Source organism: Arthrobacter sp. SO3, assembly GCF_020532825.1.
Lineage (GTDB): Bacteria > Actinomycetota > Actinomycetes > Actinomycetales > Micrococcaceae > Arthrobacter.
On the sequence record NZ_MQTS01000224.1, the window covers coordinates 31359 to 45658 of the forward strand.

General features: G+C 68.9%; 10 protein-coding genes. 3 read left to right on the top strand and 7 right to left on the bottom strand.

The genetic code is table 11. The features are described 5' to 3' along the window. The first annotated feature begins 22 nt into the window (after positions 1-22). Positions 23-1600 carry an HNH endonuclease signature motif containing protein gene (locus tag BJQ90_RS19515; RefSeq protein ID WP_226761866.1) on the top strand — a complete coding sequence of 526 codons (1578 nt, stop codon included), beginning with the start codon at positions 23-25 and terminating at the stop codon, positions 1598-1600. A 50-nt stretch (positions 1601-1650) separates the two neighbouring features. Here BJQ90_RS19515 and hemW read toward each other — a convergent pair whose 3' ends face one another. Together hemW and lepA are read right to left on the bottom strand one after the other, a co-directional pair. Beyond that, positions 1651-2889: a radical SAM family heme chaperone HemW gene (hemW, locus tag BJQ90_RS19520; RefSeq protein WP_226761846.1), complete on the bottom strand. Its 1239-nt coding sequence runs from the start codon at positions 2887-2889 to the stop codon at positions 1651-1653. A gap of 42 nt (positions 2890-2931) precedes the next feature. Continuing rightward, positions 2932-4785 (bottom strand): translation elongation factor 4, encoded by a 1854-nt coding sequence (gene lepA / locus BJQ90_RS19525; protein WP_226761847.1) that lies wholly within the window; start codon positions 4783-4785, stop codon positions 2932-2934. Between the two features lie 285 nt (positions 4786-5070). On the opposite strand from lepA, the gene BJQ90_RS19530 reads away from it, so the two are divergent. Next, positions 5071-5682, top strand: coding sequence for a type II toxin-antitoxin system PemK/MazF family toxin (locus BJQ90_RS19530; protein ID WP_226761848.1), 612 nt, complete (start codon positions 5071-5073; stop codon positions 5680-5682). Positions 5683-5856: 174 nt separating this feature from the next. Continuing rightward, positions 5857-6117, top strand: a complete 261-nt coding sequence (gene rpsT / locus BJQ90_RS19535; RefSeq protein WP_018773112.1) for a 30S ribosomal protein S20 — start codon at positions 5857-5859, stop codon at positions 6115-6117. Positions 6118-6266: 149 nt separating this feature from the next. On the opposite strand, the gene holA is transcribed toward rpsT, so the two are convergent. From holA to leuS, 5 genes are all read right to left on the bottom strand, one after another. Next, the gene (gene holA / locus BJQ90_RS19540) at positions 6267-7280 is read right to left on the bottom strand and encodes a DNA polymerase III subunit delta (RefSeq protein ID WP_226761849.1); all 1014 of its coding nucleotides are present in this window, start codon (positions 7278-7280) and stop codon (positions 6267-6269) included. Continuing rightward, positions 7214-9304 carry a ComEC/Rec2 family competence protein gene (locus BJQ90_RS19545; RefSeq protein WP_226761850.1) on the bottom strand — a complete coding sequence of 697 codons (2091 nt, stop codon included), beginning with the start codon at positions 9302-9304 and terminating at the stop codon, positions 7214-7216. Before BJQ90_RS19545 ends, holA begins: the two co-directional genes overlap by 67 nt. Before the next feature lie 11 nt (positions 9305-9315). Beyond that, on the bottom strand, positions 9316-10233 hold the full coding sequence (locus tag BJQ90_RS19550) for a helix-hairpin-helix domain-containing protein (RefSeq protein WP_226761851.1): 918 nt from the start codon (positions 10231-10233) through the stop codon (positions 9316-9318). Between the two features lie 154 nt (positions 10234-10387). Further along, entirely contained in the window at positions 10388-11377 is a 990-nt protein-coding gene (locus tag BJQ90_RS19555; protein ID WP_226761852.1) for a DegV family protein, read from the bottom strand. Positions 11378-11464: 87 nt separating this feature from the next. Continuing rightward, a complete protein-coding gene (gene leuS, locus BJQ90_RS19560; RefSeq protein WP_226761853.1) occupies positions 11465-13996 on the bottom strand; it encodes a leucine--tRNA ligase in 2532 nt (843 codons plus the stop codon). Between the last annotated feature and the right edge of the window lie 304 nt (positions 13997-14300).

Here is a 14300-nt window from a genome sequence, read left to right on the forward strand (position 1 = left end):
CCCGGATCCGCTGCGGGATGCGGTGGCCGTCCGGGACACGGATCCGTTCCGGGGGATCGATCCGGTGCGGGATCTGGCCGATGACTGCCTGGATGCGTTGGCCGGGCTGGCGCGGCTGGAGGCACGGACCGCGGCGTTGAAGGTCCGGCTGGCCGCGGACTACGTGCACGCCACCAGGGCCCTGACGCCCCCGTCGTTGCGGGACACCTGCCAGGAGATGGCCCTGACCGCCGAAGTCGCCGGTGTCCTGACCGTCAGCGAACGGACCGCCGATGCGTTCCTGGGCGACTGCCAGGCACTGACCACGTCACTGCCGCTGACCCTGGCCGCGCTGGAGGCCGGGACGATTTCCTGGCAGCACGCCCGGATCCTCGTGGATGAAACCACCAACCTGGACCCGGCCGGTACGGCCGGGCTGGAAGCGCACTTCCTGGACCCCGACGCACCCGGCGCGGCCCGCGGGTGCCCGGCCGGGGAGCTGGTCCCGGGACGGTTCCGGGCCAAAGCCCGTCTCTGGCGTGAACGCAGCCACCCCGTGAGCATCGAGAAACGCCACACCAAGTGCGTCGGGGACCGCAGGGTCGAGTTCCTCCCGGACCGTGACGGGATGGCCTGGTTCTCGGCGTACCTGCCGGCCGGGACCGCTGCGGGGATCTGGGACCGGACCACCGCGGCCGCCCGGGCCCTGCAGGGCCCGGACGAGGCCCGCACCCTGACCCAGCTGCGTGCCGACATCGCCGCCACCCTGCTTCTGACCGGCACCGCCGGGGGTGTTCCCTCGCCGCGGGCGCAGGTGCTGATTACCGTCCCGGTCCTGTCCCTGCTGGGCGTGACCGGGGAACCGGCGGTCCTGGACGGGTACGGGCCGATCCCGCCCTCGATGGCCCGGGGCCTGGTCGCCGACGGCGCCGGGTCGTTTTACCGGGTCCTGACCGACCCGCGGGACGGTGCGCCGCTGGAAATCGGCCGGACCCGCTACCGCCTCACCAAAGCCCAGCGGCGGTGGCTGAGCCTCCGCGACGGCAAATGCCCGTTCCCGGGCTGCAACAACGCCTCGCTGGACAACGACGCGGACCATCTCCTGGCCTGGGCCGCTGGAGGGACCACCGGGATCAGCAACCTCGGCCAGCCCTGCCCCAGACACCACAAACTCAAACACGGCTCCGCGTGGACACCTTCCGGGGCCAGCAAAGACAAACCACCCGGCTGGACCTCGCCCTCGGGCCGGTACTACCCCAGCGAAGAGCAGGACTGGGAACCACCCCACTGGCCCGACGGCCTCCTGACCACAGACGCGAACACCGATAAATTTACGGACACGTTCACGGAGATGGATGCGGACGCAGGTTTAGACCAGGGCCCGCCCGCGGATCCGGGTCATTACCCGGAGCCGCCGCCCGCCGGGCCCTTCGGCCCGGACCCCGGTCCTGATCCCGACCAGGAACTGCCTGCGGACCCCATCCCGGACTGGCACCTCTTCATGGCCGCGCACGAGTTCCCCGCCGCTGAACCGGAAGACCCGGTATATCCGGAGGACCTGGACTGGCAAGATTCCCTCGACGACGCCTTCACCGAATCCGCACTGCCCCGCTGCGCCTGAACAACTCGTGCGAGCCGCGTCAGACAGGGCGGACAAACATCGAGGGGTCTCTAGTCCGGCATTACCCTGCGGACCACGGCGTCGGCGAGCAACCGGCCTTTGAGCGTCAGAACGAGGCGGCCGTGGAAGGCGGACGCGGGGTCCACGAGTCCGTCGGCGATGAGTCCGGCGACGGCTTGCCGGCCGGTGTCACCCAGTCCGCCCAGGCTGGCGATCTCCAGCCCGGAGTTGAGGCGCGCTTCCAGCATGACCCGCTCGACGTTGCGGGTCTCGGAATCGAGGGTTTCCCGTCCGGCGGCAGGCGACAGCCCGGACCCCAGGCGGTTTGCATAGGCAGTGGGGTGCTTGACGTTCCACCAGCGCACGCCGCCCACGTGCGAGTGCGCGCCTGGGCCAATCCCCCACCAGTCGTCCCCGCGCCAGTAGGCGAGGTTGTGGCGGCAGGCCTGCTCCGGGGTGCGGGACCAGTTGCTGACCTCGTACCAGGACAATCCGGCGGCTGAGATGAGCTCGTCAGCGAGTTCATATTTGGCCGCGTGGTCGTCGTCGTCGATTCCGGGCACTTCACCGCGGCGGATCTGCGCGGCGAGCTTGGTGCCCTCCTCGACGATCAGCGCGTAGGCGCTGATGTGATCAGGGCCGTAGGACAGCGCCGTCTCCAGCGAGTAGCGCCAGTCGGCCAGCGACTCTCCCGGCGTTCCGTAGATCAGGTCGAGGCTGACGGCGAGGCCCGCGTCCCGGGCCCACCGGACAGCCTCGGGCACCCGGCTCGGGGTGTGGGTCCGGTCCAGTACCTTCAGGACGTGCGGCACCGCGGACTGCATGCCGAAGGAGACGCGCGTGAAACCGGCGTCGGACAGCAACTGCAGGGATTCCGGCGTGACCGAGTCCGGGTTCGCTTCCGTGGTGACCTCGGCGCCGGGTTGGAGGCCCCACGCGCCGATGGCGGCGGTGAGGATGCAGGCCAGGTCTTCCGCCGGGAGCAGCGTCGGCGTTCCGCCGCCGAAAAACACCGTGCTGAGCGGCCGGGCCGGCAGGCGACTGTCCTTCAGGACCTCGGCTGCGAAGTCGACTTCGGCGACGGCGGTACTGGCATAGGCGTCCTGGGAGGCACCGCCGCCAAGCTCCGTGGCGGTGTAGGTGTTGAAGTCGCAGTAGCCGCAGCGCACAGCGCAGAACGGGATGTGCACGTAGAGCCCGAAGGCCCGGGCCGCGGCGCCGTCGAGCGCCTGGCCGGGCAGCAGCCCGTCCGGCGGCGCCGGGTCGCCCAGCGGGAGGGCGCTAGGCACGGACCCTGCCTGCCTGCGTGGGGACAGTCATCACCAGCACCGCTACTTCTTGGCCTTGTCCTTGGACTCGTCCGTGGTGAGGGCGGCGATGAAGGCTTCCTGCGGGACCTCGACGCGGCCCACCATCTTCATGCGCTTCTTGCCTTCCTTCTGCTTCTCCAGGAGTTTGCGCTTCCGGGTGATGTCACCGCCGTAGCACTTGGCGAGCACGTCCTTGCGGATGGCCCGGATGCTTTCCCGGGCAATGATCCTCGAGCCGATGGCGGCCTGGATGGGCACCTCGAACTGCTGCCGCGGAATGAGTTCGCGCAGCTTGCCGGTCATCATGACGCCGTAGGCGTAGGCCTTGTCGCGGTGTGTGATGGCGGAGAAGGCATCCACCTGCTCGCCCTGGAGCATGATGTCCACCTTCACCAGATCGGCGACCTGGTCGCCGTCGGCCTTCCAGTCCAGCGACCCGTAGCCGCGGGTCTTGGACTTGAGGATGTCGAAGAAGTCGAACACGATCTCTGCCAACGGCAGGCGGTAACGGATTTCCACCCGGTCCTCAGAGAGATAGTCCATGCCACCCATGACGCCGCGCCGGCTTTGGCACAGCTCCATGATGGCCCCGACAAATTCGTTCGGCGCCAGGATGGTGGCCGAAACCATCGGCTCGCGGACTTCAGCGATTTTGCCGGTGGGGTATTCGCTGGGGTTCGTGACGTGGACGACCTTCTTGTCCTCCAGGGTCACTTCGTATTCCACGTTGGGCGCGGTGGAGATCAGGTCCAGGTTGTATTCGCGTTCAAGCCGCTCACGGGTGATTTCCAGGTGCAGCAGGCCCAGGAAACCGACGCGGAAGCCGAAGCCCAGTGCGGCAGACGTCTCCGGCTCGTATACCAGAGCGGCGTCGTTGAGCATCAGCTTCTCCAGCGCATCGCGGAGCACCGGGTAGTCCGTGCCGTCCAGCGGGTAGAGGCCGGAGAAGACCATGGGCTTGGCATCCGCATAGCCGGGGAGGGATTCGGTGGCGGGCTTGGCCAGGTTGGTGACGGTGTCGCCCACCTTGGACAAGCGGACATCCTTCACACCGGTGATGAGGTAGCCCACCTCGCCGACGCCGAGGCCCTTGGAGGGGGTCGGCTCCGGGGAGCTCACGCCGATCTCGAGGAGTTCGTGGGTGGCGCGGGTGGACATCATCTGGATGCGTTCTCGGGGGTGCAGCATCCCGTCGACCACCCGCACGTAGGTGACCACGCCGCGGTAGGTGTCGTAGACCGAGTCGAAGATCATGGCCCGGGCCGGCGCGTTGGGGTCACCCTCGGGGGCGGGAAGGTCGCGGACGATCTTGTCCAGCAGGACCTCGACGCCCATGCCGGTCTTGCCGGAGACGCGGAGCACCTCGTCGGGGTCGCCGCCGATCAGGTTGGCGAGTTCGGCCGCGTACTTCTCGGGCTGGGCTGCCGGGAGGTCGATCTTGTTCAGGACCGGGATGATCGTGAGGTTGTTTTCCATCGCCAGGTAGAGGTTGGCGAGGGTCTGGGCCTCGATGCCCTGGGCCGCGTCCACGAGCAGTATCGCGCCTTCGCAAGCCGCGAGCGAGCGGGAGACCTCGTAGGTGAAGTCAACGTGTCCAGGCGTGTCGATCATGTTCAGCGCATAGCTGATGCCGTCGAGCTCCCAGGGCATACGGACGGCCTGGGACTTGATGGTGATGCCGCGTTCGCGCTCAATGTCCATGCGGTCCAGGTACTGGGCCTTCATGTCACGGGACTGGACAACGCCGGTGTACTGGAGCATCCGGTCGGCCAGTGTGGACTTGCCGTGGTCAATGTGCGCAATGATGCAGAAGTTCCGAATGATGGCCGGATCTGTTGCCGCGGGCACCGGGGCGGTGCGGGCCATGGGAGACACGCAGGGTCCTTACTGTTGGCAATACTGTTGGCTTTTCCAGAGATCGGCGCGGCGGCTGGTTTCCCAGCCTGCGACGTGCCGCATCCCTGAACCTCTAGTCTCCCACGTCCGGGACGCGGGAATTGCATCCCGGCCCTCCGTTGCGGTCTGTGGTTTCCCGCCGTGATCCTCCCGTACGGTTCCTCCCCGCACGGCCTGACCGGCCGACCGACGTCCTCCGGACTGGCTGCCAGCCGTCTCGGCTGGCTAACGGCCGTCTGGCCAGGCTGCCGGTAGTGTTTCCCCATGGCTTGGAACTTACGCTCGATCGGCAATGCAATCCGCAGCACCTTGCGCTTCCTGGAAGGGCGACCCGGCTCCGCGCCCGGCAGCTCCCGCACGGCCGGGCCGGCCGGCACTAAGGCCAAGTCCGGAACGAGGTCGAAGTCCCGGCGGACCGGCACGACGACCGGCGGACGCCCGGGCGCCGGGCAGCGCGCCACCGCCGGCCTGACCGGCGTCTATCCCGGCGACTTCCGCGGAACAGCCAAGGTCAGCTACGCCCCCTCCCCCAACGGCCGCCCCGAGCCGGGCGAAGTCGTATGGACCTGGGTGCCCTATGAAGAGGACCACTCGCGCGGCAAGGACCGCCCGGTGCTGCTGGTGGGCAACAGCGGCCGCTATCTGCTCGGCCTCATGCTGACCAGCAAGGACCACGACGGCGACCCGCGCCGGTCAGAGGACTACGTAGACATCGGCACGGGGCCCTGGGACCGCCAGTGGCGCCCGAGCGAAGCGAAAATGGACCGCATCCTCCAGATCAACCCGCAGGATGTCCGTCGCGAGGGTGCGATCCTCGACGCCGGAAGCTTCAGCGTCATCGCCGCCGCCCTGCAGTCCCGCCACGGCTGGCGCTGACCGGCCACGAAATCGCCACCCTGCCGGCGTCTCTGCTATTATTGACAGCTGTGTGTCCGTGCAGGTCGACGGCCACATATGGTTGGTCGCCATAGGTATCCCCACGCCGCTCAGTCAATGGCCAATCTGAAAGCCCTCTAGACCATTTTCCGCATTGAAAAAGAGAGTTCACACGTGGCTAATATCAAGTCCCAGAAGAAGCGCATCCTCACCAACGAGAAGGCTCGCCTGCGCAACAACGCAGTCAAGTCCGAGCTGAAGACGGCCATCCGCGCCGTCAACACCGCCGTTGAGTCCACCGACAAGGATGCTGCGGCTGTTGCACTGCTTTCCGCCAGCCGCAAGCTGGACAAGGCTGTCAGCAAGGGCGTTCTCCACAAGAACAACGCTGCAAACCGCAAGTCGGCCATCTCCAAGAAGGTCAACGCGCTCTAAAGGTTTCCAGTTCAAGTGAACTGATGATTGTGGCCGGCACCCTCGGGTGCCGGCCACTTCCAGTTAAGCCGTAACTCAGGCAAACACGGCTAACCCGCAAACGCCGTACTCAGGCAAACACGGCTAACCTGCAAACACAGCGGGCACACTCACCGCCGCACGGAAGTCGCAATCACTGTCACGGCGTGTTCCACGGCGTAGACCGGGTCCCGGGACAGGCCCTTGACCTGGGCATCCGCCTCGGCGGTCACCTGGATGGACCGGACAAGCCCCTCGGGAGTCCACCGCCGGACCTCCCGCTGCGCCTGCTCGACCAGCCAGGGCTGCATGCCAAGTTGCTTGGCAATCTGGGACGAGGATCCCTGGGCGCCGGCGACCTTGGCAAGGGTGCGCAGCTTCGAGGCAAGTGCAGCCACCAGCGGGACCGGGTCCGCACCCGTCGCGAGGGCGTGGCGCAGGGTGGAGAGTGCCAGCGGGGCGTTCCCGGCCATCGCGGCGTCGGCGACCTTGAACGCGGTGGCTTCCACCCTGCCCCCGTAATACCGGTCCACCATGGCGGAGTCCACTCCGGTGGCCGCGTCGGCGATCAATTGGCTGCAGGCGGCCGCCAGTTCTGCCAGGTGGGCGCCCACGGCGTTGACCAGGGCGTGCACGGCGTCGGGATCGATGCGCCGGGACGCGGCCTTGAACTCGGATGTTACGAAGGCAATCTTGTCCGCGTCCTTCTTCAAGGGCTGGCAGTCCACCACCGGCCACCCGCCGGCCTTGACGGCGTCCAGCAACTTCTTGCCGCGCACGCCGCCGCTATGGCGGAGGACCAGCACAGCGTCAGGTTCGGGCCGGCTCAGGTACTTGAGCGCATCGGCCAGGAAAGCATCGTTCATGCCCTCCAGGCCTTCGACCTCAATGAGCTTCTGCTCGCCGAAGAGCGACGGGCTGACGTTCATGGCGAGGGAGCCCGGCTCATAGTTGCCGGCATTCATCCTGGTGACTTCGACATCGGGGGCTGCAGCCCGGACCTGCACCCGGATGCGGTCCATGGCACGCGACCCGAGATAGTCTTCCGGACCGCCGACCAGCACAACGGCGGCCGGGGTCACGTCACGCCAGGTGGCGGTCTTCGATGCCGCGGGCCGGGCGCGTGGAGTCTGGGCAGCAGGCACTGAGGTTTCCTCCCGGAAGTTTGGTTGCAGGCTCTAAGCGTGCCACGCCCTGCGCGGTGCAACAAGCCGGACCTGTCCCTTGCCCACGCAGCCCGCATGCCGGCGGGGAGCCGCGACGGTGCCCGCACGCCGGCGTGGAGCCGGGGCATCCGGCCGAGGAGGGCAACCGTCCGCCGGTGCGCCGCCAGGGCCAGCCCTGCCGTCCGGGCGGGGTGGAAGACCAGCCAGCATGCGGCCAGGCAGACGGCCGTGAACAGCGCCATCGTGCTGGCTCCGTATACCCCTTCCGGCCATGGGAGGACGGCGCCAGGGAGCCCGGCGAAGAAGCGGGCGATTCCTCCCACCCCGCTGGCGAAGGCCGCCGCGATGCCCAGCGGCGCGGCGGCGAGGACCGGGGCCAGCGGCACCAGCGGGACTGCCGCGGTCCCCAGCAACGTGACCGGGGCGACGAGCACCGCGGCGGCCATGTTTGCCGGCAGGGCATAGCTGGAGAACTGCGGCTGGAGCAGCACGATCAGCGGAGCGCAGAAGGTCTGCGCTGACAGCGGGACCGCCACCCCCGCGGCCACCCAGCGGGGCACGCCTGCCGGGAACCACGCCATGATCGGCCTCCCGGTCACGACGATGCCGAGCGTCGCGGCGACGGACAGCAGGAATCCGAAGCTGGCGGACAGCTCCGGCTGGGCCAGCACCAGCCCGATCACGGCAACGCACAGAAGACTCAGGCCCCGTCCGGTCCGGCCGCCGGACAGGGCGACGAGCCCGATGGCACCCATCACGGCAGCGCGCAGGACACTGGGATCCGGGCCGACCATCAGGACAAACAGTCCCAACCCCACGATGCCGAGAACGGCAGCCAACGCCCGGGTGAGCCGCAGGCTGCGCGCAGCCAGCAGCAGGGCGCCCAGGATGAGGCTGCAGTTGGCTCCGCTGACCGCGGTCAGGTGGGTCATCCCGACGGATTTCATGGCCTCATCCAGCCCGGGATCCAGCGAGCTGGTATCACCGGTGACCATTCCCGGCAGGAGTCCCCGGGCGTCGCCCTCGAATTGCCCGGCGGCGACGGCGAATCGGCCCCGCAGGTCGCCCGGACCGCGCTGCCAGGGCCCGAGCGCTCCGATGGTGTTTGGGGCGGAACTGGCCGAGAGGACAGCCGCTTCCGCCTGGCCCGGCGCGGAAGGCTTGAGTTTGCCGGTGGTGCGGATCCGCTGCCCGGGGGCTGCCTTTTCCCAGTCGACGCCGCCCATAACCAGCAGCTTGGCCTTGGTCTGCACCCGGCGTGAATCCACGTTCATTTCGATCAGCGTCGCCGGTACCGCCCACCGGTCCGCGAGTCCGGAGCTACCCGGCTTCCTGAGCTGCCGTGGTGCCCCCGTGATCTCCACTTCCACTGCGACGGCTGTCTGGGCGGCGGCCACTGCGGCCACAACACCTTCGTGCCGCGGGGAGGAGCCGACGGCGGTGTGCCCGTTTGCTGCGGCGGCGAGGAGCAGTGCTGCGGCCATCGTCGCGAGGAAGCTTCGGCGGCCCTGTCCCCTGGCCGCCCGTGTCCCGCCCCTGGCCGCCCGTGTCCCGGCGCTGGCCAACCCTGGCACGGCGCCGGCCAACCGTGGCCCCGCGCCGGCCAACCGTGCCCCTGCGCCGGTCGAGGCCCTGAGCAGGAGCAACGCCGCAGCTGCCACGAGAAGGAGACGGAGCGCTGCCAGCACTCCGGGATCCAGGTAGTATCCGGCTGCAGCTGCTGCCCACACCAGTGCTGCGGAGGGGACCAGACGCACATCGGTCCTGCGCGTGATCCCGTCCCGGGCCCCGGCGGCGTGCTGCGGAAGGGCGGACGACGGGAGCCGGTTACGGACCCAGTTAGGGGGTCGGCTCCGCAGGTGGGTAAGGAGCCGGGACCCCCGGTGCTGCCCGACGGCGTGGTGGTCCGCCACGTTCCGGGCGGGCGCAGCGGGTCCAGTAGTAGCGGGCATCCGGCCCACCGCGGCGTCGATGTAATGCTGCCAGTGATTACGCCGTCCCATGCCCCGGCCCCTCAGACCCGGACCAGGGGCAACAGGGCCGCGAGCAGCTTGGGCCCGACTCCGTCCACGGCGTCCAGTTCCTCGACCCGCTGGAAGTGGCCGTGCTGTGTGCGCCAGTCCACGATCCGCTGGGCCAGCACCGGACCCACCCGCGGGAGGGTGGCCAGTTCGTCGGCTCCGGCCGTGTTCAGGTTGATCTTCGCTGCAGCGGCAGGGGGTCCGGCGCCGCCCGTCGCGCTGCCCGGAACACCGGAATCGCCGGCCGGGGCACTCCCGGTCTGGAGGGTTTCACCCCGCCGCGGAACCAGGACCTTCTGCCCGTCCTGGAGTACAGCCGCGAGATTGAGCTGGTCGGGGTCCGCGTCCGGGGCGCTTCCTCCCGCCGCGGCAATGGCCTCGTGGAGGCGGCTGCCCTGCGGCAGCTCCACAATTCCGGCGCGCACCACCGCGCCGGCCACATGGACGATGATTCTTCCGGTGGCCCCGGCTCCGCTGCCGCCGGGAGAACTGCCGGCCGTAGGGTTCAGCCTCTTGTCGGTTTCCGGCCCCGGTCCCTCCCCGGTTTCGGCTACGTTGACGGAACCCAACGGGCTGACGGCGGCCGTGACGTTCGCTGCCTGCCACCAGAACCAGCCAAGCAGCGCCATGGCGACCAGGCACAACAGCGTGGCGGCCCGCCGCCCGGTGCGCCACCGGAGGCGGGGTCCGCGGCCGCCCGTTGAACCATCCGGGGTGCGCCGGCCCCGCGAATCGTCAGGTCCGCGGCTGCCCGTCGAACCGTGGGTGTCACCCCTCCCTGCGGACCCGGGGATCAGCGGCGGCCCTCCGGGAAGACCGTCGACCCCGCTCGTCACGGCGACGGCCGCCAGCCTGCGGCCGGCATGGCCTGGATCGTCGCTGGGTGGTCCTCCCGGATCGTGGCGCGCCATGCGCCCATCCTACGAAGCGTCACGCGCACTGCTCAGGGGCGGCAGCGCCTATGTGGATACGGCAGGACGCACGCCAGCCCCCGGTGCCGGGGGCTGGCGCGGCCGGCTGGATTTTCGGATTCACCCCCGGCTGTATTTTCGGGTTCCGCGCCGGCTACGACGCGGCGGACGTCTCCGGGTCTGCGGGGGTGCCGCTCTCCCCCACGATCACGGCCAGCACGCCGAGTCCGGCATGGGCCGCCAGCACGGCCGGGAGCGCGCTGATCTGGACGGGCGGACAGCCCGGCACCGCTTCGGCCAGTTGCGCCGCAAGCAGTTCGGCCTCGGCCGGGTTGCCGAAATGGTGCACGGCGAGCCTGGCCTGACCCTCGGGGCGGCCCGCGGCGTCGGCCACCACGATCTCCTTGAGCCGCGCGATGGCCTTCGCCGCGGACCGCACCTTCTCCAGCGGAACCACCTTGCCGTCCTCGACCGCGAGGATGGGCTTGATCGAAAACATGGTCCCCCAGAGCGAGGCCGCAGCGCCGATCCGTCCGCCGCGCCGCAACTGTTCGAGGCTCGGCACGTAGAAGTACACCTTGGTGCGGGCGAGCTGTTGCTCGGCGAACTCCCGCACTTCCGCCGCCGTCCTGCCGTCGGACGCGGCGACCACGGCGCCCTGGACGCCCATCCCCTGCGCCATGCCGACAGTGCGGGAGTCCACGACTTCCACTGGGATACTCACGCGCGCGGCGGCGAGGCGGGCCGAGTCAGCCGTTCCGGACAGTTCGCCGGAAATATGGACCGACACGACGGATTCAAAGCCCCGGCGCTGGGCTCCCAGATAAGCCTGCTCGAACTGCCCGGGGGAAGGGCGCGAGGTCTTCACCGGCCTGCCGCTCGCCAGGGCCACCGCGATCGTGTCGGCGATGTCGTCCTCGCCTTCGCCGTAGATTTCCGCGCCCACCATCACGGGCATCGGAACGACCGTGAGGAGGCCGTCAGCGGCGAAGGCCCGGACCCAGTCGGCCGGCAGTGCTGCGGCGGAGTCGGTGACCACGGCTGTCCGGAAAGCGGCGGGTGCCGCGGCGGGGCGCCTGGCCTGGCGGAGCGGGATGAGGCGCTCCTTCAGCCACAGCCACCCCGCGGGGTCGCGGTGGGGCACGAAGCACCTCCTGGTGTCTGGACTTGCTGTCGGGACGCGCTCTGATGGCAGGCCGCCGGTTCGCACCGGCGGCCTGCGCACCCCCGGCTAGGCGGGGACGATGTTGACCAGTTTAGGGGCCCGCACGATCACCGTGCGGATCCCGCGCCCGTCAAGAGCGCGCTGGACGTTGTCCGAGGCCAGTGCCAGTTCACGGAGTTCGTCCTCGCTGATCCCGGGCGAGACCTCCAGGCGGTCCCGCACCTTGCCCTGGACCTGGACGACGGCGGTCACCGTGTCCTGCACGAGGAGGGCTTCGTCGTGGGTCGGCCAGCCCGCGTTGGCGACCGAGGCGGGGTGCCCCAGCACATTCCAGAGGTCCTCGGCCGTGTACGGCGCGAAAAGGCTGAGGATGACCGCGACGGTCTCGACGGCTTCACGGACGGCCGGGTCGGCGCCGCCGGCTCCGGTGGCTGCGTCAATCGTTTTACGCGTCGCGTTGACCAGTTCCATGAGCTTGGCCACGACCACGTTGAACTTGTTGTGATCCAGCAGTGCTTCCGCGTCGGCGATGGTGCGGTGCGTGACGGTGCGCAGGGCCCGGTCGCCGGTGGCGTAGTCGACGCCGGGTGCGCTGGTGACGTCCTGTCCCAGCCGCCAGGCGCGGGCCAGGAACTTCGCGGAGCCCGACGGCGACACGTCCGCCCAGTCGACGTCGTCCTCCGGCGGGGAGGCGAAGATCATGGTGAGCCGGACGGCGTCGACGCCGAACTTGTCCAGCTGTTCGCTCAGGTCAACGCCGTTGCCCAGGGACTTGCTCATGGCCTTGCCGCCGTTGAGCACCTGGCCCTGGTTCAGCAGCGCGCTGAACGGCTCGTCGGCCTCGATCATGCCCAGGTCGTGGATGACCTTGGTGAAGAACCGGGCGTAGAGCAGGTGCAGGATGGCGTGCTCCACGCCGCCCACGTACTGGCCCACCGGCATCCAGTCGTTGATCTTCTCCGGATCGAACGGGCCGTCGGTGTACTGGGGTGAGACGAAGCGCAGGAAGTACCAGGAGGAATCCACGAAGGTGTCCATGGTGTCCGTGTCCCGCTTGGCCGGGCCGTGGCAGCTGGGGCACTCGACGTTGACCCAGCTTTCAACGGCGGCCAGCGGTGAGGTGCCCTTCGGGGACAGGTCCTCGCCGCGCAGGTCGGCCGGCAGCGTGACGGGCAGCTGCTCGTCCGGGACGGGGACTTCCCCGCAGGCGGGGCAGTGGATGATCGGGATCGGGGTACCCCAGAAGCGCTGCCGGCTCAGCAGCCAGTCGCGCAGGCGGAAGTTCACGAATTTCTCGCCTGTGCCCTGCTGCTGCAGGATTTCGATGGCGGCCGGGATGGCGTCTGCCTTGGGCAGTCCGTCCAGGGCGCCGGAGTTGATCAGGATTCCCTCGCCTGAGGTCGCGGTGCCGCTGACCGCGGGATCTTCCTCGCCCGTGTCCAGCACGGCGCGGACCGGCAGGTCGAAGGTGCGGGCAAAGTCGAGGTCACGCTGGTCGTGGGCCGGGACGGCCATAATGGCGCCGGTGCCGTAGTCCGCCAGCACGTAGTCGGCCGCCCAGACGGGCAGCTTCTCGCCGTTCAGCGGGTTGATCGCGTAGCGGCCGGTGAAGACGCCGGTCTTCTCCCGCTCGGTGGACTGGCGTTCGATCTCGGAGAGCGCCTTGACCTGTTCGCGGTAGGCGTCCAGGGCCGCGGCGTGGTCCCCGGTGACCAGCTCGACGGCGATCGGCGCGTCGGCGGCGACGACGAAGAACGTCGCGCCGTACAGGGTGTCCGGGCGGGTGGTGAACACCGTGACGTCCCTGGCGGGCTTGCCGCCGTCGGCCTCGATCACGAAGGTGACATGCGCACCTTCGGACCGGCCGATCCAGTTCTTCTGCATGGCCAGGACGCGTTCGGGCCAGTGGCCGCGCAGTTCGTCCATGTCGTCGAGCAGCCGGTCGGCGTAGTCGGTGATCTTGAAGTACCACTGGTTCAGGGACTTCTTGGTCACCGGGGTGCCGCAGCGCTCACAGGCTCCGTTGACCACCTGTTCGTTGGCCAGCACGGTCTGGTCGTTGGGGCACCAGTTGACCGGGGAATTCTTGCGGTAGGCCAGGCCACGCTCGTGGAAGCGTTTGAAGAGCCATTGCGTCCAGCGGTAGTACTCCGGGTCCGAGGTGTGGATCCGGCGGGACCAGTCGGCGGAGATGGCGTAGCGCTTGAACGACGCCGCCTGGGTGTCGATGTTGGCGTAGGTCCACTCGCTGGGGTGGGCGTTGCGCTTGATGGCCGCGTTCTCGGCGGGCAGCCCGAAGGAATCCCAGCCGATCGGGTGCAGCACGTCATAGCCCTTTTGGCGGAGGTAGCGCGCCACGACGTCGCCCATCGCGAAGGCTTCGGCGTGGCCCATGTGGAGATCGCCGGAGGGGTACGGGAACATGTCCAGCACGTACCGGCGCTCCTTCGAACCGTCATCGACGGGGGTGAAGACCTTGAGGTCTTCCCAGACCTGCGGCCACTTGGCCTCCATGGCGGCGAAGCTGTAGGCACCCTCTTCAGGGGTCTCCGCTGCGACTGCTGGTGTTCCGGTCTCTGTCTCCGGCTGAACGCTCACTGCTGGCCTCTTCTGTTCTGTCAAGCCTGATGGTCCGTCAAGTCTTGTACCGTCAAATCTCCCAGGCGGAGGCTGTCCTGCCCCGCCCGCTCCCCTGCCGTCCGCCCAAAAAGGGTCCAGACACACAAAAGCCCCTCGACACGGAGGGGCTGCCGCTCGGCAATCCGAGTTCGCGTCGGGATGCCGGGCGGCTAGCTAAGCAGGAGGATCGCACGCATAGGACTACTTTAGCGCACCAAACTCCTCAACGGCCGAAAAGGGGCCGGTGACCCCCCGCCAGTGTGTGGCGGGCGGGGGTCACCGG

Bases quoted from the DNA above. Each gene is read 5' to 3' on its own strand.
- BJQ90_RS19530 (WP_226761848.1), top strand. From the start codon at position 5,071: ATGGCTTGGAACTTACGCTCGATCGGCAATGCAATCCGCAGCACCTTG.
- BJQ90_RS19545 (WP_226761850.1), bottom strand. From the start codon at position 9,304: ATGGGACGGCGTAATCACTGGCAGCATTACATCGACGCCGCGGTGGGC.
- BJQ90_RS19550 (WP_226761851.1), bottom strand. From the start codon at position 10,233: ATGGCGCGCCACGATCCGGGAGGACCACCCAGCGACGATCCAGGCCAT.